Consider the following 24088-nt stretch of genomic DNA (forward strand, 5'->3'; position numbering starts at 1 on the left):
ATTATTGTATATATGCCTGTCCCCAAAAAATATTTCATTATATTTAATTATTTCACGAAAGTTTTAGATTAATTTTATCATAACCTCATTTAGGCACATTTACCAGAATTTTTAATATGATATTACGGATTAAATTACCTTTTCTCATGTTAAGATGAGGTTGCTAAAAATGGTTTTTACACGTAATATAAATAATGGGTTTATTAGTTACATTCCATCTACCCGAAAACATAAAAGGAATGACTTGAATGATGAAAACAACGATTTATAATCAATTAGTGAAAATTATAAATGAAAATAATATAGCCATTGATGAAGATATTAAAAATCATACGTATACAAAATTAGGTGGGAAAGCGGACTTTTTTGTCACACCTACAACTTATGAAGAAGTGCAAAACATCGTTAAATATTGTTTAGAAGAAAAAGTACCATTCACTTTAATTGGTAATGGCTCAAACTTGATCGTAAGAGACGGTGGTATTCGCGGAATCGTTCTATCCCTTAAAAACTTTGATAAAATTACTGTTTCTAATACGAAAATCGTTGCCCAAAGTGGTGCTGCAATTATCGATACATCAAGAAAAGCCCTTGACGCAAAACTTACGGGGCTAGAGTTTGCTTGCGGTATTCCAGGTACCGTAGGTGGCGCTGTATATATGAATGCCGGTGCTTATGGCGGTGAAGTTAAAGATTGTCTTGAATCAATTCTAGTAATTGATAAAAATGGTGAAATGATTAGAAGAAAGGCAGAAGAATTAGACTTAGCCTATCGATACAGTAATATCCAAGAAAATGGAGATATTGTCTTAGAAGCAACATTTCAATTACAACATGGAAACTATGATGAAATTAAAGCAATCATGGATGATTTAACCTTTAAAAGAGAATCAAAACAACCGTTAGAGTATCCATCTTGTGGAAGTGTATTTAAACGTCCACCAGGCTATTTTGCTGGGAAGCTTATTCAAGATAGTAATTTACAAGGTACTCGAATTGGCGGAGCTGAAGTATCAAAGAAACATGCTGGTTTTATCGTAAATGTTGATAATGCAACAGCAACTGATTATATTACCTTGATTAAACATGTGCAAAAAACGGTAAAAGAAAAATTCGGAGTATCATTAGAACGTGAAGTTCGAATTATCGGAGAAGAATTAAACGAAAAATCAGTTATTAACACAAATAAGGAATAGGCCAACGCCTATTTCTTTTTCATTTGATTAGATTAAACGTTTGATTGAATGATGTAACCTTTGGCATACCTGTCAATCAAACGTTTGATTCGTAAATCTGTTTAAATATTTTTCTCAATCAAACGTTTGATTAAATACCTCTCATTTTCCATCAAACGTTCGATTGAGAGGTGAAACTCATGTCTTTCATCTCAATCAAACGCTCGATTGACTATTTATGAACTGCTTGTAAGAGTTCTTTTTTCTCGGTAACAATACTAATAATAACAAAAGTCACTAATGATAATAAAATTGGCAAAACAACTGTGTGCATTCCGAACGCATTCGGATAAAATTGGTGGAATAATATGTAAGAAGTCACTCCTACAATCATTGAGCTAATTGCTCCATACTTGTTACCTCTTTTCCAATACAATCCAAGCACTACTGGCCAAATAAATGCAGCTTCTAATCCACCGAAGGAAAATAAATTCAGCCATATTAAGAAATCCGGAGGACTTAAAGCCATCAAGTAAACAATGACACCTAAAATTGCAGTAACTAAATAACTTATACTCCTAACCTTCTGATCCGGTGCTTGTGGATTAAAATAGCTTAAATAAATATCTTTTACCACTGCAGAACTTACCATAATTAATAAAGCGTTAACCGTAGACATAATGGCTGCCATTGGTGCAGCTAATACGATTCCCGCCAGAAATGGTGGCAAAACTTCCATCGTAATCGTCGGCATCACTGAGTCGGCAACCGCAATACTTGGGTTAATTGCTCGAGCAAATACACCAATTAAATGCATACCCAGCATGATAATCCCTACAAATACAGTACTAATGATAATAGCATGGTGCATCGATTTTGAATTTTTATGAGACATTGCTCGAACGGCAATTTGTGGTAAACCAACAACTCCAACACCAACTAGAATCCAGTAAGAAGAAACATAACTTGCCGAAAGATTACCATCTGCCCCAAAAGGCATTACAAGTCCAGGATCAATCGCAATAAGTTTTTCCATAATATTCGTAACACCGCCACCAGCAATAATAACGGCTACGAGCAAAATTAACGTTCCAAAAAACATAATTGAACCTAAAATTGTATCTGTTAATGCAACGGCACGAAACCCACCTATAATTACATAAATCATGACAGAAAAAGCGAATATCGTTAAGGCAATCGGATAAGTAATATTAAACAACGACTCAAGTAAACGTGCTCCCCCTACCCATTGGGCAGCTATCGATGAAAATAAAAAGATAATGATACTAATGGCTGCAAGGATTCCTACCCATTGACTTTCATAGCGACTTTTCAAAAAATCATTTAAAGTAATTGCCTCATAGCGCCTGGATACAATCGCAAATTTTTTTCCTAAAACCATTAGCACAAAATATCCGGCAGGAAGTTGGGCCATCGATAATAGTACCCAACCAAGTCCCGTTGAGTAAGCAATTCCAGGTCCACCAATAAAACTACTGGCACTTCCGTATGTTGCCATCATCGTCATCGCCAAAATAAAACCGCCCATACTTCGACTACCTAAAAAGTATTCTTGCAAAAATGAGTCCGAATTTCTAACAAACTTATTAGTCCAAAAACCGACTATAAAAATAATAAAAAGAAAAATAATTAGTGGCAGAACAATTCCCCAATTCATAAAAACCCCACTTTCTATGACGACTTTTTATCTGATTGATTTTGTATGTCTTGAACTTCCTCTTCAAAGGGGACATCTTTAAAAAAGTACTTAACTACAACGATAACAAGTATGGACATAACAATTAAACTACCGATACAACTATAAAAAAACCATGAAGGAAATCCCAAAATATATGTATACTCATCTGGAGATTTTGAACCTAGTCCATATGCAAAAGCAAACCACCAAACAAAATTAAACAGAACTAATCCTACCCCAATCCAAGCTTCCTTTTTTGCTACTTTAAAGCGAGGATCATTAGAAAAAAATTTATCTTTGTCCATTTTTATCCCCTCCTAACTTAAGGTTATACCCGAAACAATAATAGCAGTATTTGAAAAAAATGGAAATAATTATATTTTAAAATAGACAAAGGTCTGAATTTCACCGCTCATAAGACATACAAAACAATCGTTAACTTATTACGGTAAAGTTTCAGACCTAAGATGGAGATCTATTTTCTTTATCTTTACAATCACATCGATCTATTCTTTTTTGTTTATGAAAATATGGAATAAAATCATGTTCTTTCATCCGTTTAAAATGTTTATCTATACTTTCTTTGATTATATTCCCACGGTCCTTTGTAATTACACCATATTCAACATATTTATCAATAATTTGCTTTCTTTTTTCCAATGATTCACTAACGAGCTTTTCAATCTCTTTTATTTGCTCTTTTGTAAGCTTAGGAGGATGTTTGTCATTTTCAATCGTCTCATTATTGCCGATTTTTGCCTCAACTGGTGCTGTTTTCCAAACTTGCCCGTTAATTTCTACTGTTTCTCCTAATTGTGAGGAAGCATTCGCTATCATCGCAGTAGGTGTTCCAATGAAAGCTACTAACCCTGCTAATAATATGGATATTAGTTTTTGAAATCCAGTAAACAATCTCTACATCTCCTCTAACTGACAATATTTTTCCTTAGATTGTGCAGATAGTTGAGGGATTATACGAAAAACACCAATTTTTTATATTTTTTTTAGATTAGTCCTTATAAATTTTTTTATTCTGTAGTAGTCTTGCGAGACTTTTTACAAAAAATAACCTGCATAATCACAGGTTATTTCTTAATATAAATTCAATTTTTGCTCTGCCAACTCAAGTTGTAGCTTAACTTGTGAAAAGGCCGTTCCACCATAACTATTTCTTGCTTCTACGACTTGTTTCGGCATTAACACTGTATAAATGTCTATTTCAAATAAATCGCTAAACTGTTTATACTCTTCAAAAGTTAAATCTAGTAAATACTTATTATTTTCAATCGCATAAAGTACAATTTTCCCGATAATTTCATGTGCTTGACGGAAAGGGAGTCCTTTATTCACTAAATAATCAGCAAGATCCGTTGCATTGGAATAGTCTTGACTTACCGCTTGATACATTTTCTCTTTTTTCACAGTCATCGTTTCAATCATCGGTGCTAATAGTTTAAGAGAACCAGTCAACGTTTCGACCGTATCAAACATACCTTCTTTATCTTCTTGTAAATCTTTATTATAAGCAAGTGGCAAACCTTTCAACACAGTCAATAAACCTATTAAATTCCCATATACACGACCGGTTTTTCCACGTAATAACTCTGGTACATCTGGATTTTTCTTTTGGGGCATTATACTTGAACCCGTGCAAAACGAATCATCGAGTTCAATAAAGTCAAATTCCTGACTTGACCATAAAACGAGCTCCTCGGATAGTCTAGATATATGAGTCATTATAATGGAAGCAATGGATAAGAATTCTAAAATAAAGTCACGATCACTTACCGCATCTAAACTGTTCGGATAAACGGTATCGAAACCTAGTAATCTTGCTGTTAGATTACGATCAATCGGAAATGTTGTCCCTGCAAGGGCACCAGAACCTAACGGAGACCAGTTTATCCGTTTCAAGCTATCTTGTAATCTTTCCTTATCCCGTTCAAACATCCAAAAATAAGCTAACAAATGATGGGCAAAGCTAATCGGTTGGGCCCGTTGCAAGTGAGTATAACCTGGCATAATCGTTTCAATATTACTCTTTGCCTGCTGAATGATTCCCCCCTGTACTGCCTCAAGTAACTCAATCATTTCTTTTGTTTGTTTATGCAAATATAAATGCATATCTGTTGCAACCTGGTCATTCCGACTGCGGCCTGTATGAAGTTTTCCACCGACTGGTCCGATTTCTTCTATTAATAAACGTTCGATATTCATATGAATATCTTCGTCTGCAACTGAAAACTCAACTTCACCAGCTACAATTTTTTTACGGATCGACTTTAATCCCGATTTAATTTTTTCTGCGTCTTCCTTAGAGATAATCCCACATGAGCCGAGCATCTCAACATGTGCTAAACTACCCTCTATATCCTCCAGTGCTAGTTTTTGGTCAAACTCAATCGATGCTGTAAATTTTTCTACTAATTTATTTGTTTCTTTTGTAAAACGTCCGCCCCAAAGTTTACTCATGTTTTACCCTCCACCTCTGTTGGAACTTTATTTCACTTTAACAGTCTCTTCATTTTTATGCACTTCAGCAAAGACTTTCGTTGGTAGACCCCATAATTTAATGAAACCAACGGCTGCATTATGATCGAACATATCTCCTTTTGAATAAGTAGCTAATTCTTCATTATATAAGCTAACAGGTGATTTTCTTGCCACAACAGTATGATTACCTTTAAACAGTTTTACTTTAATTGTCCCTGTAACATACTTTTGTGTCTCCTCAACAAAAGCATCTAGGGCCGCTTTTAATGGAGAATACCATAGACCGTCATAAATGATTTGTGCATACTTTTCATCAATTAATGATTTAAACTGTGTAATTTCTCTTGGTAATGTTAAAAACTCTAACTCTTTATGAGCGTTGATTAAAACAACAGCAGCTGGGTTTTCGTAAACTTCTCTCGATTTAATACCGACTAAACGGTTTTCAATATGATCAATTCTTCCTACCCCATGATGCCCTGCTTTTTCGTTTAACACTTCAATAATTTGTACAAGACTTATTTTTTCTCCGTTTAATGCAACAGGAATTCCTTTTTCAAATTCAATTTCGACATATTCTGGTTCATCTGGCGTTTTTTCTACTGGATTCGTCCATTCATACGCTTCTTCTGGCGCTTCGTTCCAAGGGTTTTCTAAAACACCCGCTTCAATTGCACGCCCCCAAATATTTGCATCAATGGAAAATGGATTATCTAAATCTACTGGAATTGGAATACCGTGTTGTTCCGCATATTTAATTTCTTCATCACGAGTCATTCCCCACTCACGAACAGGAGCTACAACTTGTAAAGCTGGGTTTAATGCTTGAATCGACACTTCGAAACGAACTTGGTCATTCCCTTTTCCTGTACAGCCATGCGCTACGGCTACTGCTCCTTCTTCTTCTGCCACTTGAACGAGTAATTTAGAAATTAATGGACGACTAAGTGCTGAAGATAGTGGATATTTTCCTTCATATAATGCATTTGCTTTAATACTTGGCAAAATATATTCTTTCGCAAGTAGATCTTTACCATTTATTGTTACCGATTTGATCGCACCCACATCAAGGGCCTTTTGACGAATCGCATCCATATCTTTTCCTTCGCCACCAACATCAATAGCTAACGCAATCACATCATAACCGTATTTTTCTTGTAACCATTTGATTGATACTGATGTATCTAAACCTCCAGAATAAGCTAAAACGATTTTTTCTTTTGTCATTACGAATCTCTCCCTTGTATAAATAAACGCATTTTTGTATTTTTATACATTTTACCGCATTTTTATAAATAAATCTACAATAAATTTTTTAAAATTGCTTTTTGTGCATGGAGTCGATTCTCAGCTTCATCAAAAACGACCGAATGAGGACCATCAATAATGGATGATGTAACTTCTTCTTCACGATGAGCAGGCAAACAATGTAGAAAAATATAATCTTCCTTTGCATAATTACATAACTCTTCATTTACTTGATAAGGTGCAAATATTTTCAATCGTTCTTCCGCTTCATCTTCCAATCCCATACTAGTGAAAACATCGGTAACAACGACATCTGCATCTTGAATTATCTCTACAGGATCGACACCAATTTGAATCGTTGCCCCTGTGTAATTTGCAACGGCTTGAGCACTTTTTACAATTTCTTTATTCGGCATATAACCTTCCGGACTTGCAACAGCAATATCCATTCCAACTTTCACTGCACCTTCAATTAAAGAATGGGTCATATTGTTGTTGCCATCCCCGATAAAGCACATTTTTAACCCTTGTAATTTTCCTTTATGTTCATAGATTGTTTGTAAATCAGCCATTACCTGGGTTGGGTGATGTAAATCTGTAAGTCCATTAATAACAGGTACAGTTGCATGCTCCGCAAATTCCTCCACAGTTAAATGGGAAAAGGTACGAATCATTAGTCCATCGACATAGCGGGACAACACTTTTGCCGTATCATGAATTGTTTCGCCTCTACCAAGTTGAATATCTTTATTGCTTAAAAATAGTGCCTGACCACCAAGTTGATACATCCCAACTTCAAAGGATACACGGGTTCTAGTTGATGACTTTTCAAAAATCATCCCTAATACTTTTCCATTCAAATACGGATGAGGTATACCTGATTTTTGCATTTGTTTCAATTGATTCGCTTCATCAAGTAAAAATAAAATCTCCTCGCTAGAGAGCTCTGCCAATGTTAAGAAATCCTTGCCTTTCAAATTCACATTCTTTTTATTTTTTAATAACAAATCCGTCATTTTGCCACCGCCTTTTAAATTTGAATAACACTCCGTAAATAATCATTAATCGGTTTCACATGAATTTCAGTCGTACTTGGTTGAAAAAGAAATGCTGCAAACGTTTCTAATGCCGTAAAAAGTGGTACATCTTTCCGTAAGAAAAACTTTCTCATATACTTCCCAAAGGTTTCTTTATAACTACTATTTGTCGGTCTAATTATGGCAACATCTATTTCTACCTTATCTAACACATGTTCAAACTTTTCTCTTTCTCTGTCTACAACAGTCATCTCGTAACCATGATTTGCGAGAAATTGCGCCGTCCCTTTTGTTGCATAAATTTGCAATGGTTGTTTTATACCTTTTAGTATGTGTAAAAGACTTTCTTTATCCCGATCCGCAACTGAGCAAAAGATTGTAAGCATTTCTAAGTGTGTTTTTTCACTTTTTCCTGTCACTTTTTTAATTGCCTCAGCAACAGTATCCCCAACACCTAATATTTCTCCGGTTGATTTCATTTCTGGACCAACACTCGGATCGACATTATTTAACTTACTAAACGAGAACACTGGAGCTTTGACAGAGTAAAATGGGACTTCTTTCGCTAAACCTGTTTCCCGTAATGCTTTCCCAATTTGAGCTGCAACACCCCATTTAACGATTGGAGTTCCCGTCACTTTACTCAAAATTGGAACCGTCCGTGAGGCCCTTGGATTTACTTCTAAACAGTAAATTTCCTCATTATGAATGACAAACTGAATATTAGCAACACCAATAATTCCTGCTTCTAAACATATTTTTCTTGTATATTCCGCTAACTTCTCCTTTTGTTCCTTCGAAATTGTAAGTGAAGGATATATACTGATACTGTCTCCAGAATGGATGCCTGCCTTTTCCACATGTTCAAATATCCCCGCAATTAGAACGTCCTTTCCATCACTAATGCAATCCAGTTCACATTCCAGCCCAGGTAAAAACTGATCCACTAATAACGGCCAAGTTCGTTTCTCTGTATTGATTATCACATTAACATAATCATCGAGTTCCGCTTCCGTATAAATTGTTTTCATCGATTGACCACCGATGACGTAAGAAGGGCGGACAAGGACTGGATATCCTAACTCCTTTGCACCAAGCTTCAATTCAGAAACGGAATAAGCAATTTTTCCTTTTATATGTGGAATCGACAAACGATCTAGTAATTCATAAAACTGTTTCCGATCTTCTAACATATCAATTGTTGTTGTTGATGTCCCTATTATAGGAACTCCTTCTTTTTCTAAATCTGCAGCTAAATTTATTGCAGTCTGCCCACCAAATTGTAAGAAAACACCGTCCACTTTTTCTTTATAAATAATATGAAGAATGTCTTCTGTTGTAATTGGTTCAAAGTATAATTTATCCGATACAGAGTAATCGGTACTCACGGTCTCTGGATTATTATTTACAATAATTGTTTCAAAACCATATTCCTTTAATGCCATAACCGCATGAACACATGTATAATCAAATTCAATTCCTTGACCAATTCGAATAGGACCTGATCCTACAATTAACGCTTTCCGTTTGTTTGATACGGTTACTTCATCTTGACCATGCCATGTAGAATAATAATATGGGGTAACGGCATCAAACTCACCGGCACTTGTATCGACTTTTTTATAAGAAGGAATGAGTCCCCAATCAAGTCGTTTTTTACGGACCGCTTGTTCTGAACAACCTAGAAGACTAGCTATATATCGGTCTCCGAAATTTACTTTTTTCGCTTTTGTTAAAATTTCTTTCGGTACTGTGTCGATGGTGTATTGTGCAATCTCAACTTCAAATGTAACCATGCTTTGTATTTTATATAAAAACCAAAAATCTATTTGAGTAATTTTTTCTACTTCTTCAATTGACAACCCTCTTCGAAAACTTTCAGCGATGGCAAATAAACGTAAATCTGTCGCTTCCTTTAGTTCATTAATTATTTGTTCTTTACTCATGTTTTTTACAAATGGGTGAGATAATCCATCTACTTTATATTCAAGGGAACGAAGTGCTTTATTTAACGCCCCTTCAAACGAACGATCGATTGACATTACTTCGCCCGTTGCTTTCATTTGTGTTCCTAATTTTGAATCAACTTCAGGAAACTTATCAAAAGGAAAACGAGGCAGCTTCATTACAACATAATCTAGTGCAGGTTCAAAAGAAGCGAATGTTGTGCCGGTTATCGGATTAATAATTTCATCTAATTGGTAACCGAGGGCACATTTTGTTGCAATTCGTGCGATAGGATAACCTGTTGCCTTAGATGCTAAAGCACTTGACCTGCTTAAGCGCGGATTTACTTCGATAATGTAGTATTCATTTGTTTTTGGATTTAAGGCAAATTGAATATTACACCCACCAATGACCCCTAAAGAACGAATTACCTTTAATGAAGCCTTACGCAAAATATAGTATTGTTCATCGGTAATTGTTTGGCTTGGTGCAACAACAATGGAATCACCGGTATGCACACCAACTGGATCCAAATTTTCCATATGACAAATAATAATGCATGTATCATTTGCGTCCCGAACGACTTCAAATTCAAGCTCTTTCCAACCTTTAATACTTTTTTCGACTAACACTTGACCGATTGGACTTAGTTTTAATCCTTTATTTAAAAGTTTAATCAGTTCCCCTTCGTTTTCGGCAAAGCCACCTCCTTCACCACCAAGGGTATAGGCCGGGCGAACAATGATAGGGAAACCAATCGAGCGAACAAAGTTAATACCTTCTTCAACAGTAACAACAATTTTGGATTCAGGAATCGGTTCACCAATTTCAAGCATTAAATTTTTAAATTTATCGCGATCCTCTCCTTTTTGAATCGCTTCGACTGCCGTTCCTAAAATTTCTACATTATATTTTTCTAATATCCCTGCTTCTTCGAGTTGAACAGTTAAATTCAGCCCTGTTTGCCCACCTAAAGTACCAATAATGCCATCTGGTCTTTCATTTTTTATAATTTTTTCTAGTACATCTAACGTCATCGGTTCAAGATAAACTTTGTCAGCAATATGTTGATCAGTCATAATCGTTGCTGGATTATTGTTTAATAAAATTGCCTCAATTCCTTCTTCCTTCAGTGCTAAACATCCTTGTGTTCCCGCATAGTCAAATTCTGCAGCCTGCCCTATTACAATCGGACCTGAGCCAATAACGAGTACTTTTTTAATCTGTTTATTTAACGGCATATGACATTACTCCTATGTTTTTCTTAACTGTTTCGAAAAAAGATTGAAAAATAAAATCTGTCTCTTGTTGCCCATACTGCGTTTCTGGATAAAATTGGACAGTTTGAATCGGTTTTTGTTTATGCACTAAACCTTCAACTGTCCCATCGTTTACATTTTGAAAGGCGATATCAAATTTATTTCGATCAATCGTTTGATTGATAACTGTATAACCATGATTTTGTGTTGTAATATACACTTTTCCTGTACGTAAATCTTTGACCGGATAATTACCACCGCGGTGCCCAAAGGGTAGAGCTTCGGTTTTTGCACCATAGGCAAGGGCTACAAGCTGATGGCCAAGGCCAATTCCAAAAGTAGGAAACCTTTGAGACAACTCATAAATTTTATCTAATTCAGTTGTTAAATCCATCGGATCTCCTGGTCCATTGCTGAGGACAATACCATCTGGATTTAGTAGTAAAATCTTTTCAAGCGGATAATCATAAGGTACAAGAGTGACCTTATAATTTGCCCTTAGTAAATATTGAACAATCGTTTGTTTGACACCGAAATCGACAACAACAATATGTGGTCCATAACTACTATCTGCATATTGCACCACTGTTTTTGTTGAAACATCTTTTACTGGATTCACGCATTCCATTGATTTCGGCTTATCATTTTTTTCATTTGTTATTACCGCTCTTACAGTACCCCGTTTTCGAATAGTCTTGATTAGCGCCCGTGTATCAACTTCTGTTAAACAAGGGATTTGATTTTTTCCTAATACAGAATCAATTGAATTATGTGACGGTACATTCGAAAGTTCACCGGTTACAACACCACGTGCATGAAATTTATTCGAATCAAGATTTGTCTTTTGAACTTGATTATTACCGATGATTGGATAAGAAAAAACGATAATTTGGTCGGTACTTGAAGGATTCGTTAATATTTGTTTGTGACCAATCATACTTGTGTTAAAAACAAGCTCACCATCACTTCTTTTTACATTCCCTATTAGCTTTCCAGAAAAAACTTCACCTGTTTCTAAAATAATGTAACCTATCGTCACCTTGATCACCTCCGTTTAGCCGACCACCTTTTTGTACTTATTCAATGTATTTTGAAAAGCTTCTATAAATACTTCAATTTCTGCTTCTGTTATTGTCAGCGGTGGTAGTAACCGAATTGTATTTTTTCCGGCTGATAAAATAAGCAAATTTTCTTTAATTGCCAACTGAACTACATTACTCGGTTCGCCATTGATTTCAATCCCAATTAAAAATCCTAATCCACGAACTTCTTTTATAAATGGATAACTTTCTTTTATTAGTTCAATTTTCCCTTTTAGTATGCCGGCCATCTTTTGTACATTTTGTAATACATCCGTCTCTACTAGCTCTTTAACAGTTGCTAATCCTGCTATTGTCGCAAGGGGATTACCACCGAAGGTACTTCCATGTGTACCAGGAGAAAAATGTTTTGCAACCTCTTTTTTAGCAAGCATCGCACCAATTGGAAAGCCCGATCCTAATCCTTTTGCCAAAGTAACGATATCTGGCTCAAAATTGAAATATTCATAAGCAAAAAGTTTGCCAGTTCTCCCCATTCCTGTTTGCACTTCATCAACAATAATTAAAATCTCGTTTTCCTTACATATAGCATGGAGCTGGTCGATCCATTCTTGAGTTGCTGGAATGACGCCACCTTCACCTTGAACTAGTTCCAAGATGACTGCACAAGGTTTCAAATTTATTAATTTATTTAAATCAGCAAAATCGTTGTAGTTTAAATACGAAAACCCTGGTACTAAAGGCTGGAAACCTGTTTGGATTTTTTCTTGACCAGTGGCTGAAAGTGTCGCCATTGTTCTTCCATGGAAAGATTGTTTAAAGCTTACAATATGAGGTGACTTATTAAGGTCATATGCATACTTTCTTGCCAGCTTTATTGCTGCTTCATTCGCCTCTGCACCACTGTTACAGAAAAACACTTCATCAAAACAACTGTTTTCCACTAGCTTTGTCGCTAACAGTTCTTGATTTGGTATCGAAAAAAGATTTGAACAGTGCCAAAGTTGTTCTAATTGCTCCTGTAGCGCTTCTTTCACCACATCTGGTACATGACCTAAATTACAAACAGCAATACCTGATGTAAAATCTAAATATTTTTCTCCTTTATCATCCCAAACATAGGCCCCTTTTCCTTTTACAAGTTTTACAGGAAAGCGACTATACGTATTCATAACATGGTTAGTTTGTAAAGTTTGCATGTTTTCACCTACTTGATATATATTCCTTTTTTGTTATTGTTGTTCCCATCGGCACTCCTTTTACATATGAGAGGAGTGCATTTTCTTCTAGACCGTTTAATATAACTACTTCTTCGATTCCCTCTTCCAAGCATTCAATAGCAGCGGTAACCTTTGGCATCATCCCACCTGTAATAGTTCCGTTTTCTATCAAATTCGTAATCTTGGAAGGTGTTAAATGGTTTAACACTCGACCATTTTGTAAAACACCGGACACATTTGTGATTAAAAAAAGAGTTGCATTCAGTGCCTTCGCAATTGCTGATGCTGCTAAATCGGCGTTTATATTCCACCTTTGACCATGATCGTCAATTGCAATTGGAGAAATGACAGGGATTAATCCCCATTTACACAAATATTCCAAAAATTCAACATTAACTTTTTCTACTTTTCCTACAAAACCTAACTTGTCGTCTAACGCTGTAGCTTGTAAAAGCTTTCCATCAACTCCACTTAGACCGCCAGCTTTCCCACCAGCCGTTTGAAGTTTCCGAACAATCTCCTTATTCATCGAACCTGATAACACCATTTCGGCAACATCTAAAATTTTTTCATCTGTTACACGTAAACCATCAACAAACTTTGTTTCCACATTAAGTTTTGTAAGCAAATTCGATATCATCGGACCTCCACCGTGGACAACTATTGGTTGCAAGCCCTCTTTTTGAATTTCAACGATGTTTTTATAAAAAGACGGGTGAATTTCATCTAAAACACTGCCACCGCACTTGATAACTAAATATGTCATCATTGACACCCCTTTTACGTCCGATACATTGCATTAATCTTTACATAATCGTATGTTAAATCGCATCCCCAAGCAGTTGCTTGACTATCACCATCGTATAGGTTTGCAAAAATTTGAATGTCCTTGTTTTCTTTTAAATAGGAACGGATAATTCCCTCAGAGTAAGTTACAGGTAAGCCACCTTTTACAACCTGGTATTGTCCGATAAATACATCAATGGCAGTAGAATTCAGTTGAACCCCGCTATATCCAATCGCCGCAACAATTCTACCCCAGTTCGGGTCTTCGCCAAATATAGCTGTTTTTACAAGACTTGAGCCAACTATTGACTTTGCGACTTTAGCCGCATCTCCATTTGTTTTGCAACCTGTTACTGTAACTTCAATAAGTTTTGTTGCACCTTCACCATCTCGCGCGATTTGCTTTGCTAACGATTCACATACTTGCTTTACACCTGAAACAAAATAATCCCAATCACTATGATGTTGATTTAGTTCATCATTACCAGCTAAACCATTAGCTAAAATTAATACCATGTCATTAGTACTCGTGTCACCGTCAACGGTAATCATATTAAACGTTTGATTAATGGCTTGTTTTAACGTTAAGTTTAAGGCATCTTCACTAACATTCGCATCCGTAGTAACAAAGCCTAACATCGTTGCCATGTTCGGGTGAATCATTCCTGATCCCTTTGCACAACCAGCAATAGTAACTGTTTTCCCATCGATGTCTAATTGAACACAAGCCCTTTTTTCCTTTGTATCCGTCGTTAAAATTGCTTTTTCAAAAGCGTTCGCTTCATCAATCAAATGGTCAATTTGATTAATGCCCTTATCAAGTTTATCCATCGGTAGTTGTTCTCCAATAAGACCAGTTGAACTTACGACAACTAGATGTTCATCGATACCAATATGATCAGCAAATTTCTTCCGCATCAATTGCGCGTTTTTATAACCTTCTTCTCCCGTACAAGCATTGGCAATTCCAGAGTTAACGATAACCCCTTGAATTTTTCCTGTTGTATTTATACTTTCTTTTGTAACAAGTAGTGGAGCAGCTTGAAATTGGTTTGTCGTATAAACCGCTGCAGCAGTTGCAGGAACTTCTGAATAAATCCAACCAAGATCAAGTCGTTTCCGTTTAATACCACAATGTAATCCACCTGCCAAAAATCCGTTCGGTGTCGTTACACTACCATCTTTTATTTCAATTGCTTGTTTCTCTAGTTTTGTTTGATGAATCATTTTTTCTTACCTCCATTTATGGGTATAAAGGAACATTTGTTAATCCTGCGGTCTCTTCCCAACCCACGATTATATTCATATTTTGTATTGCTTGACCAGACGCACCTTTAACTAGATTATCGATAACCGATATAATGATTAGTTTATTTGTCCGTTCATCAACATAAAGACTGATATCACAGTAGTTACTTCCGAAAACTTCTTTCGTTGTTGGGAATTGTCCAATAGGGCGAATGCGAATAAACGGATCATTTTTATACGATTCTTTGTATATGTGATAAATTTCTTCTGTTGTTGATTTTTCAGTCAAATCGCAATAAATCGTACTCATAATCCCACGGTTCATAGGAACTAAATGGGTAATAAATGAGATTGGTACCTTCTCTCCACTAATTTCATGAATTAGCTGTTCAATTTCCGGAATATGTTGATGTTGCCCAACTTTATAAGCTTTGATATTTTCATTTACTTCAGTAAACATGTTCGCTAAATTAGCATTTCTTCCAGCTCCGGAAACTCCAGTTTTAGCATCAATATGAATCGATGATGGATGAATGACTTTATGTTGTAACGCAGGAATTAATCCAAGCAAAGTCGCCGTTGGAAAACATCCTGGATTGGCAATTAATTTCGCATTTTTAATTTTGTTACGATTAAATTCCGTTAGACCGTATACTGCTTCTTGCAGAAATTCCTTTTTTGCAGGCGCTTTTTTATACCACTGTTCGTAATCCTCTGGATTTTTAAGCCGGAAATCTCCTGAAACATCAATGCAAATAATTCCCTTTTCTATAAAGCTTGGAACCAAGTCCTTTGTAACACCCGCTGGAGTTGCAAACAACAACAAGTCTATTTCACTAGCAATTTCATCAATATTTACTTGTTCAAGGGTCATATCCACCAGTTCAGTTAAGTGTGGATAAAGTTCTAAAATATTTTTTCCGCTCGTTGAGTTTGAAAATATTTTCTTTAACGTTACATGTGGATGATGTTGCAATAAACGAATTAATTCAACTCCACTATATCCATTTGCACCAATGATTCCGACTTCCACAAAATCAACTCCTAGTCATTCTTTATGTTGAATAATTATAACTAATTATGAATAAATATACAAAAATTTAATAATTATTCAATACATATTTTTACTATTTTGATTTAAATTCTTTTACGTGCAAAATTTGAAAATAAAAAAACCAGACATAGTCTGGCTTTTTTATGATCGATCAATTAATTTATATTTTGTTTTATCAACTGCTTGCACAAATCGACTCGGTTTTCCGACTGAATATAAATGTAATTCATGCATTGCCCGTGTACATGCAGTGTAAAACAATTTCCGTTCATCCTCTTGATTGTAAACATCGTCGGCGCAGTTATAAATGATAACTGCATCAAACTCGATTCCTTTCGCTAAGTAACTCGGAATAATTAATATTCCTTTCTCATAGGAAGATGTTTCTTTGCGAATAAGTCGTAAGTTTAAACTTTCTTTTAAAGCATCATAAGCTTCATTTGCCTCAGCCGCAGTTTTACAAATAATGGAGATTGTTTCAAAACCTTTATTTTGTAAATCTGTTACTTTTTCAATAATATGATCCAGCAATTTACTTTTATCCGGACTAATTGTTAATGTTGGAATTTCTCCAACGCGATTAAATGGCTCGATTTTATGTTCATCTGTAAGCATCTCTTCTGTAAATTCGACAATTTGTTTTGTTGAACGATAACTTTTTGTTAAAACGATTTTTTCTAATTCTTCTCCTGGGAATAAATCCTCAGACTTGGCAAACGCATGCTCATCATGAATAGAGTGGGTAAAAATCGATTGATTCATATCTCCTAAAATTGTCATACGGCTATTCGGAAAGATTTCCTTTAAAAAACTAAATTGGAACGGAGAATAGTCTTGAGCCTCATCAATAAATAAATGACGTATTGAATTATGAATCTGTTTTCCCTCAAGCTTATCTTTTAAATACAGGTATGGTGTCGCATCTTCATAAAAAAGTTCGCCTGTCGCAAGTTTCTCTACTGTCAATCTTTTAATCTCTTGCCACTCTTCAGGAAGAGAAAATAGCGCCGAATTCGCTTCTGCCCACGTAAATAGTTGCTTATATAAGCCAACAACATCTAAAAAGGCTAAGTTTATAATTTTATTACGTAACGGTTTAATCCTTCTTCTTACAACCCATTCACCAATTAGTTGTTCTTCCCGTTCAAAATCATTAAAAGTATTCTCTGTAAAACGTTGTTGCTTTTGTAGTTTGCGATATATTCTCAAATAGTCCTCTTTACTAAGTAATTCTCGTTCCTCTTCAACCCATTCTTTCGACTGTTCGTTTTTCTCTAATTCTTGCAACTTGTCTAATATCCACTCTTTTACACAGCTAATTCGATTTGGAATCGTTGGAATTTGTTTTAAGCTATAAAAATAATCGACAATTTCGTTCTTACTTAGTATAAGTTCCCCGCGGAAACGGATATTTTTAAATAAAATCCCTTTCGTAAGTAATTCCTCTACATATTGATCAATTATCTCTTTATATTGTAAACTCACTTTAAATTGAATGGACTTTTTTCGAAGCTGGTAGGATTCATCTCGCTTGCCACCAAGGATATATTCTAATTGTGTATATGGATTTTCTACATCAATATTTTTAAGACGTTGCTGTAAATATTGATAAAAAGTACTCTGTTCCATATTGTCTTCACCAAGCTCTGGAAGCACCGTACTAACATAACTGTTAAACATTTGGTTTGGTGAAAATAATAAAATATTTTCCGCTTTTAATGTCTCTCGATATCGATATAAAAGATAAGCAACCCGTTGCATAGCTGCTGACGTTTTACCACTTCCTGCTGCACCTTGAACGACTAAATACCGTTTCTTATTATTTCGGATAATGGCATTTTGTTCTTTTTGAATCGTTGCCACAATATTTTTCATTTGAGTATCTGCTTGATCACTTAAAACCGTTTGAAGAATTTCATCACCAATCGTAATTCCTGTATCAAATAAACCTTTTATTTTCCCATCGCGAATAATGTATTGCCGTTTTAATTCAATTTCACCTTTTATAGGGCCATCCATCGTTTCATATTGAGCTGGACCAGGGGCATAATCATAATACATACTAGAGATAGGAGCACGCCAATCATATATAAGGAAATTTTCATCATCATCATCCATTAAGGAAAATAAACCAATATAAATTTGCTCTGCCTCTTTTTCTCCCTCTTCTAAAAAGTCAATCCGACCAAAATAAGGTGATGATTTAAGTCTCTGTAAATTTTTATATTGTTTATAAAATTGACCATGACTCCGCTCCCGTTCACCGAGTAATTCTGCCTGCTGTTTTAAACTAGCATGAGTTTCGATTACATCATCCGGATCATCAATATTAACCGTAACATCTTCCCAAAATCTTTTGCGTAAGGAGACGATATCTTGTTTTAAATTTCCAGTTTTACTCTCCAGCTTTTCCATTCGTTTTTCTATTTTCTCGATGACCGTGTCCACTCGTTTTTGTTCTTCAGTTCTAATATTTTCATTTATTTCCGCCATAAAAACACCCCTTAAAAATATTTTGATTAAGAAAATAAAAAACTTGACTCAATACACTCTCTTGTGTTATTATATAATTGGGTATTTATGTTCAATTTATTATAATTGGAATGACCAACTTTCATTATAGCATATTCTTATACTCAAAATAAATACTTTTTCATGCAAAATTAGTTTACCTCTTTCTATTCTTTATAAACAAGGAAAAGAGCAACCTGAATACGATTGCTCTTTTTTTAATGCTGTCCTAATATTCCCTTTTCCATCGCATGTCTTTCACAGCGTGAAAATACGATTATCCCTAACACTAAATAAACAATCGCATTTAAAATTAATGCAGTATAATCCATCAATGAAAAATCGGCTAATGTATAATTATGAATTGCAATTTGTCTTACCATATCAACTCCCTTTACAACAGGGAAAAATACTAAAAACGGGGCAACGGATAACGGTACAAAGGTTAAACCAGCAAATATAAATTGCGAGATTTGTAAAAAGGAATTAATTTGCTTAAAAATAACTGCCATACCCGCAATCATAAAACTAACCCCGATCATACTTATAATCGTCAAAACAAAAATAGGGAAAATAGATAAAATGTCTAAATTTAACCATGTACCAGCCGTTAACATTGATAAAATTAACATAACGATTACAATCCCGATTTCAACAATTGTACTTGAAACAATTCGCGCTAAAAAGATACGCCAAGCACCAAGGGGCGACATATATAACTGTTCCAATGTCCCTAATGTTACTTCATTCATCACAACCCAACCGATTCCAGACATGACAGCCATCGTTAAATACCAAAAAATATAGTTAATAATGACATATTGTGTATTTAACTCTGCCGTGGATGGATCACCGACTACTTGAATTCCTAAAAACATTGCTAAGAAAATGATATAAAAGCTTACGATCATACTTAACGTATTCATCCAATACCGCTTAATTAAAATCAGTTCCCTTTTCATATTTACTTTAAACAGTGTGAGCCAGGTCAATTTCCTTTTCCCCCTTTACAATGTTCATAAACACTTCTTCAAAATCGACGATACTTCGGTCAATCTTTTCAATCGGTGTTTGTTCCTTCTCTAATATCTCGGTAATTTTATAAAAGCCTTCACTCGTCGTAATATTCACATCTAAAATTGTTTGATTGTTGTCATTTTCTGAAATCGTAACTATGAATTCCTTTTTAAGCACTTCCTTTTGCCAATCCGATAACGGCTTTAATAATGTAAATCGATAAGCCTTACTTTCGAATAGCTGTAAGAGATTATCTACCCGATCATCAACCACCACTTTACCATGGTTAACAATTATTACCCGTTCACATATTTCTTGTACAACAGGCATATCGTGAGTCGAAATGATAATTGTTTTTTGTTCCTCTTGAACGATTTCTTTTAATAGTCTGCGAATTTCATAGCTCGTTTCAATATCTAACCCTAATGTCGGTTCGTCTAAATAAATTACTTCCGTATCCGCTAATAGAGCAATAGCAATGGCCACTTTTTGTTGCATCCCCCGAGAAAGTGAATTAACCATTTCATTTTCTTTTTCTTTCAAGTTGAATCGTTCTAATAAATGGTCCATTTTTTCTTGAATTTGTTTTTTGGTAAACCCTCGATTTCCCGCAAAGTACTCTAAATTTTCCTTAACCGTTAATCGCCAATATATATTACGGTTCCCTTCCAATACAACACTAATATGTCGTAAAGCTTCTAGTCTTCGTTTTTGAATATCAATACCGTTAATGTAAATTTCACCTTCATCTGGAACTAATAAACCACACATCATTTTGATTGTTGTCGTTTTTCCAGCACCATTCGGTCCTAAAAGTCCAACAATTTCTCCCTTTTTTATCGTAAAATTTATCCCCTTTACTGCTTGCACGAGCTCTTTCGTTTTTCTTTTTTTATATGACTTTTTAACATTAGTAACTTTAACTATATCCATCAAACATTCCACTCCCTTATCCGTTATTTAATCAAACGTTTGATTGGTTTTATTTTTACGAAAATTTAAATTACATTAACTATTACGTTTCAATTATAACTTTGTTTCATTTTATAAGAAATCCATCTGAGGGCTGATTCGAGCTAATCTTTAGATGGATTTGAAAGAACGATGTACCGTTACATATTTACGGTAATAAAAAAACCAACTCAAACTCGAGCTGGTTTCGTATTATTAAAATTACTATGCTCTTTTACGCAGTTTTTGAATTACTAATACGACAATAATCGCAGAAACACCTAAAATAGCAAGTTCCATCGTGCCTAAAAAACCATTTGCTTGCCAGTTTTCTTCATTTTCATCAGTAATATTTTTTGTTACAGGTGCTGATAGGGACTTTAAGTTAAAGCTGGCGATTTGTTCATTTTCTCCATTATATATTGATAATACACCTGAAGGGTTAATTTTATTCGAGACTTTATCATGAATATTCACCGTATATATTAAATCGTCTTCAGCAACAAACTCTTCATTATCCACTGTAAACTTTGACCCTTTTGGGATAACTTCTGTTTTAAAATTATTAAATCCATAATCAAACAAACTTAGTGTTTCAGCATACGGTTCATTTTTTAAATTCGTTTTCATTGTGACAGCTATTAAATCTAAATCCCCTTTTGTCGCTGTTGTCACTAACGTAAAACCTGATTGACTAACAAACCCATTTTTGCCACCAGTAATTTCTGCATCGTAAGGAAATTCACCAAGCACGAGACGGTGATGATTGACTATTGTCGTATCCCATGATTCGCCATCCCATTCATACTCTTGAATTTTAAATATTGATCGGAAAATCTCATTTTCCATCGCATGTTGTGTAATTCTTGCCATATCGTAGGCAGTTGTATAATGGTTTTCCCCGTACAATCCGTGAGGGTTTTCAAAATGAGTACTACTAACACCAATATAATCTTGTAAATATACATTAAAATTCTTTTCGAAGTTAGTCAGCGATCCATCAATATGTTCAGCAATCGCAATTGCAGCATCATTACCAGAGTTAACAACCATACCGATAATCAGCTTTTCCAACGAAACAATTTCCCCAGGTTCTAAATAAACCGTTGTTCCTTCAACTTTCGTCGCCTGTTCACTAACGACAACTTGATCAGATAGAACACCATTTTCAATCGCATAAATTGCAGTTGCAATTTTCGTTATACTCGCCGGATTCATTCGCACAAATTCATTTTTCCCGTAAATAACTTGTCCAGATTTCGCATCCATTAATATCGCAGCCTCACTTGAAACATCAGGTTCTTCGATAGTTTCGGCAGCAATTTGTAATGGAAACAAAAAGAAAAATACGATAAAAGTCATAAAAAATTTCCTTTTAATCATAAAAAAACACCTTTTGTTCATTAAAAATTCGACTCTATTAACCTAAAGCAACATTATACATAAGTTCACTATTTTTTTAAACTAAGATACAACTTTTTTCGACAATTTTCTCTTAATTAGCCCTCTACATTCATTATTATTTTTCGAAAAAAATAAAAAGCCGCCCCATAAATTTCCGGGACAGCCACTAGTTTTTAAGAAAATAAATTAACAAAGAAGTTGACGATAGCCATAAAAATATCTTTAATGAAATTCCATATTTTTACGAACACATTAGGATCTACTTCACCTAGTTTATCTTTAATAACATTTGTCAATTTATCTAATTGACCTTTTAATTCATCAAAGTTAATATTTAAATTTCGCATTTGCTCAAATAAATTAATGAGCATTTGTTTATATTCATCAGGGATTTCGATGTTTAGCTTCTTCAATTGTTCTTCAATAATTTGTTGGATTTCTTCTTTCGTTGCTGGCTTTTGTTCAGCAATTGCTTTTTTAATTTCAGTCATCAATTGACTGACTTGGTCCTCATTTAGTCCTGCTTCTTCAGCCAATTTCGTTGATAAATCAAGTTCTTGATTCGCTACATCTAGCCTTGCTGTATCTAATTCTTCACCCGTTTCTTCGTACGCTTTAAAAATACCTGTTAAAGCAGAATGTCCTGTCACTCGAACCGGTGATGCAACGGTAATTTCCGCATCTTCTATCCCTGCAGTGAGCAATGCATTGGCATACATCTCATCCGTTACTTCTGTAATATTTTCAGGAGTGGCTTGGATAACTTTAATACCTTCCCCTTTATCTAATCGTTTGATTTTGGCGGAAGAATACATATTGGAGTTTGGATCTCCATTAATATATTTTGCTGCATCCGCTCCAGTAACGATAATTTCCTTTACTTCTCCTTCTTCATCAACCTTTAAAAGTCTTCTCGTTTCTTCTTTTTGTGACTCTGACAACCGTTCTCCTAATACAACAATGGTTGGTCCGTCTTTTTCATCAATCACATTATCATTTGCATAAACAAAAGAATTACCAATACTAAGAGTCAAGAATATACTTAATAACAATAACATCAATTGCTTCATTTTTTTCATTTACATTCAACTCCTAATTTATTTAGGTAAAAACTTATCTCATATATCTATAATAATTTGTTTTCGCGGATAATCAAATAGAGATTTTATTAAAAAGGGATTAATTTAAATCTTGCAAAAAACTTCCTTGTCATTATTTTCTTTATCCATTCGTTTAATTATATGGTATATTAAGTATTATCTTAAGTTTATATTTAGAGTTTACAAGTTTGCTATGACGATACGAGGGATAAATAGGGAGAGAGAGCATGAATAATAAAAAAAATAGTATTTATATACTTTTAACTGATACGGGAACCTTGTTCACAAAAATGATCAAGTGGTTCACGAACGCTCCATATAACCATGTATCCATTGTTTTTGACGATGAATTAAATGAAATATATAGCTTTGGAAGAAAAAATCCACGTAACCCTCTTCGAGCAGGTTTTATACGTGAGGATGTTTATTTTGGTACGTACCGATATTTTGAAGATACACGTTGCTTAATTTTAAAATTAGAAGTGTCTGTTGAAGAGTATAAAAATATACGAGAAAAAGTTGAAAGTTTTGAAATGAATAAAGATAGGTTTTCGTACAATTTATTAGGTTTAATCGGTATACTTATGAGTCATCCAATTCATAATAACGATTCTTATTTCTGCTCTCAATTTGTAGCGGAAGTTTTACAAGATAGCGGTGTTCAATTATGGAATTTTCCTCCAGCTTTAGTCACACCAGTTGACTTTTTCGTTCATCGCCGATTTGATTTTGTATACGAAGGAAAATTATACGATTATCCTTATTTGGATCGTGATTTATTAGAAAATGCAAAATCGGAAAATCGGATGTTGGAACATCTTAATCCTTTAAAACTAATAAAAAAACTTCGTCCATTATAATTAACATAAGTAACGAAAAGGGGCTACATATTTGTTAGC

19 protein-coding genes are annotated in these 24088 nt (G+C 34.7%); 2 read left to right on the plus strand and 17 right to left on the minus strand.

Going from position 1 to position 24088, the window contains the following annotated elements; all coding sequences use genetic code 11:
• The first annotated feature begins 248 nt into the window (after window positions 1–248).
• Complete coding sequence (murB, locus tag GW534_RS05980; RefSeq protein WP_407670444.1) at window positions 249–1196, plus strand: UDP-N-acetylmuramate dehydrogenase; 948 nt, start codon at window positions 249–251, stop codon at window positions 1194–1196.
• A 211-nt stretch (window positions 1197–1407) separates the two neighbouring features.
• Here the strand turns inward: murB and panF are convergent, their stop codons facing one another.
• The 17 genes from panF to GW534_RS06065 all read right to left on the minus strand — a co-directional run bounded on the left by panF (window position 1408) and on the right by GW534_RS06065 (window position 23168).
• Window positions 1408–2853, minus strand: a complete 1446-nt coding sequence (gene panF, locus GW534_RS05985) for a sodium/pantothenate symporter (RefSeq protein WP_161920150.1) — start codon at window positions 2851–2853, stop codon at window positions 1408–1410.
• A 14-nt stretch (window positions 2854–2867) separates the two neighbouring features.
• On the minus strand, window positions 2868–3179 hold the full coding sequence (locus tag GW534_RS05990) for a YhdT family protein (protein WP_161920151.1): 312 nt from the start codon (window positions 3177–3179) through the stop codon (window positions 2868–2870).
• Window positions 3180–3336: 157 nt separating this feature from the next.
• Window positions 3337–3786, minus strand: coding sequence for a YckD family protein (locus GW534_RS05995; protein ID WP_161920152.1), 450 nt, complete (start codon window positions 3784–3786; stop codon window positions 3337–3339).
• A gap of 180 nt (window positions 3787–3966) precedes the next feature.
• Entirely contained in the window at window positions 3967–5346 is a 1380-nt protein-coding gene (gene argH, locus GW534_RS06000; RefSeq protein WP_161920153.1) for an argininosuccinate lyase, read from the minus strand.
• 27 nt (window positions 5347–5373) lie between these two features.
• Complete coding sequence (locus tag GW534_RS06005) at window positions 5374–6594, minus strand: argininosuccinate synthase (protein ID WP_161920154.1); 1221 nt, start codon at window positions 6592–6594, stop codon at window positions 5374–5376.
• 74 nt (window positions 6595–6668) lie between these two features.
• Window positions 6669–7631 carry an ornithine carbamoyltransferase gene (gene argF / locus GW534_RS06010; RefSeq protein WP_161920155.1) on the minus strand — a complete coding sequence of 321 codons (963 nt, stop codon included), beginning with the start codon at window positions 7629–7631 and terminating at the stop codon, window positions 6669–6671.
• A 14-nt stretch (window positions 7632–7645) separates the two neighbouring features.
• On the minus strand, window positions 7646–10840 hold the full coding sequence (gene carB / locus GW534_RS06015; protein WP_161920156.1) for a carbamoyl-phosphate synthase (glutamine-hydrolyzing) large subunit: 3195 nt from the start codon (window positions 10838–10840) through the stop codon (window positions 7646–7648).
• Window positions 10827–11897, minus strand: coding sequence for a carbamoyl phosphate synthase small subunit (locus GW534_RS06020; RefSeq protein ID WP_161920157.1), 1071 nt, complete (start codon window positions 11895–11897; stop codon window positions 10827–10829). The genes carB and GW534_RS06020 overlap by 14 nt, the downstream gene beginning before the upstream one ends.
• Before the next feature lie 15 nt (window positions 11898–11912).
• Window positions 11913–13097 carry an acetylornithine transaminase gene (locus GW534_RS06025; RefSeq protein WP_161920158.1) on the minus strand — a complete coding sequence of 395 codons (1185 nt, stop codon included), beginning with the start codon at window positions 13095–13097 and terminating at the stop codon, window positions 11913–11915.
• Window positions 13098–13101: 4 nt separating this feature from the next.
• Entirely contained in the window at window positions 13102–13884 is a 783-nt protein-coding gene (gene argB, locus GW534_RS06030) for an acetylglutamate kinase (protein ID WP_161920159.1), read from the minus strand.
• Between the two features lie 14 nt (window positions 13885–13898).
• Window positions 13899–15131 (minus strand): bifunctional ornithine acetyltransferase/N-acetylglutamate synthase, encoded by a 1233-nt coding sequence (argJ, locus tag GW534_RS06035; RefSeq protein ID WP_161920160.1) that lies wholly within the window; start codon window positions 15129–15131, stop codon window positions 13899–13901.
• Window positions 15132–15147: 16 nt separating this feature from the next.
• A complete protein-coding gene (gene argC / locus GW534_RS06040) occupies window positions 15148–16185 on the minus strand; it encodes an N-acetyl-gamma-glutamyl-phosphate reductase (RefSeq protein ID WP_161920161.1) in 1038 nt (345 codons plus the stop codon).
• Between the two features lie 162 nt (window positions 16186–16347).
• Window positions 16348–18699, minus strand: a complete 2352-nt coding sequence (gene helD / locus GW534_RS06045; protein ID WP_161920162.1) for an RNA polymerase recycling motor HelD — start codon at window positions 18697–18699, stop codon at window positions 16348–16350.
• A 236-nt stretch (window positions 18700–18935) separates the two neighbouring features.
• Window positions 18936–19709: an ABC transporter permease gene (locus GW534_RS06050; RefSeq protein ID WP_246203971.1), complete on the minus strand. Its 774-nt coding sequence runs from the start codon at window positions 19707–19709 to the stop codon at window positions 18936–18938.
• A complete protein-coding gene (locus GW534_RS06055; RefSeq protein ID WP_312854634.1) occupies window positions 19687–20667 on the minus strand; it encodes an ABC transporter ATP-binding protein in 981 nt (326 codons plus the stop codon). Before GW534_RS06055 ends, GW534_RS06050 begins: the two co-directional genes overlap by 23 nt.
• Window positions 20668–20910: 243 nt before the next feature.
• Entirely contained in the window at window positions 20911–22068 is a 1158-nt protein-coding gene (locus tag GW534_RS06060; RefSeq protein WP_161920164.1) for a D-alanyl-D-alanine carboxypeptidase family protein, read from the minus strand.
• Between the two features lie 194 nt (window positions 22069–22262).
• Window positions 22263–23168 (minus strand): DUF1002 domain-containing protein, encoded by a 906-nt coding sequence (locus GW534_RS06065; RefSeq protein WP_161920165.1) that lies wholly within the window; start codon window positions 23166–23168, stop codon window positions 22263–22265.
• Between the two features lie 248 nt (window positions 23169–23416).
• Here GW534_RS06065 and GW534_RS06070 point away from each other — a divergent pair, with 248 nt between their 5' ends.
• Entirely contained in the window at window positions 23417–24049 is a 633-nt protein-coding gene (locus tag GW534_RS06070; RefSeq protein WP_246203973.1) for a hypothetical protein, read from the plus strand.
• The last annotated feature ends 39 nt before the right edge of the window (window positions 24050–24088 follow it).

The organism is Pallidibacillus pasinlerensis (assembly GCF_009996845.1).
GTDB classification, from domain to species: Bacteria; Bacillota; Bacilli; order Bacillales; family Caldibacillaceae; genus Pallidibacillus; species Pallidibacillus pasinlerensis.

What these genes read in the sequence shown, in the direction of transcription:
- murB (WP_407670444.1), top strand. Translation starts at nt 249, where the DNA reads ATGATGAAAACAACGATTTATAATCAATTAGTGAAAATTATAAATGAA.
- panF (WP_161920150.1), bottom strand. Translation starts at nt 2,853, where the DNA reads ATGAATTGGGGAATTGTTCTGCCACTAATTATTTTTCTTTTTATTATT.
- GW534_RS05990 (WP_161920151.1), bottom strand. Translation starts at nt 3,179, where the DNA reads ATGGACAAAGATAAATTTTTTTCTAATGATCCTCGCTTTAAAGTAGCA.
- argH (WP_161920153.1), bottom strand. Translation starts at nt 5,346, where the DNA reads ATGAGTAAACTTTGGGGCGGACGTTTTACAAAAGAAACAAATAAATTA.
- GW534_RS06005 (WP_161920154.1), bottom strand. Translation starts at nt 6,594, where the DNA reads ATGACAAAAGAAAAAATCGTTTTAGCTTATTCTGGAGGTTTAGATACA.
- argF (WP_161920155.1), bottom strand. Translation starts at nt 7,631, where the DNA reads ATGACGGATTTGTTATTAAAAAATAAAAAGAATGTGAATTTGAAAGGC.
- carB (WP_161920156.1), bottom strand. Translation starts at nt 10,840, where the DNA reads ATGCCGTTAAATAAACAGATTAAAAAAGTACTCGTTATTGGCTCAGGT.
- GW534_RS06025 (WP_161920158.1), bottom strand. Translation starts at nt 13,097, where the DNA reads ATGCAAACTTTACAAACTAACCATGTTATGAATACGTATAGTCGCTTT.
- argB (WP_161920159.1), bottom strand. Translation starts at nt 13,884, where the DNA reads ATGACATATTTAGTTATCAAGTGCGGTGGCAGTGTTTTAGATGAAATT.
- argJ (WP_161920160.1), bottom strand. Translation starts at nt 15,131, where the DNA reads ATGATTCATCAAACAAAACTAGAGAAACAAGCAATTGAAATAAAAGAT.
- helD (WP_161920162.1), bottom strand. Translation starts at nt 18,699, where the DNA reads ATGGCGGAAATAAATGAAAATATTAGAACTGAAGAACAAAAACGAGTG.
- GW534_RS06055 (WP_312854634.1), bottom strand. Translation starts at nt 20,667, where the DNA reads ATGGATATAGTTAAAGTTACTAATGTTAAAAAGTCATATAAAAAAAGA.
- GW534_RS06060 (WP_161920164.1), bottom strand. Translation starts at nt 22,068, where the DNA reads ATGATTAAAAGGAAATTTTTTATGACTTTTATCGTATTTTTCTTTTTG.
- GW534_RS06065 (WP_161920165.1), bottom strand. Translation starts at nt 23,168, where the DNA reads ATGAAAAAAATGAAGCAATTGATGTTATTGTTATTAAGTATATTCTTG.
- GW534_RS06070 (WP_246203973.1), top strand. Translation starts at nt 23,417, where the DNA reads ATGAATAATAAAAAAAATAGTATTTATATACTTTTAACTGATACGGGA.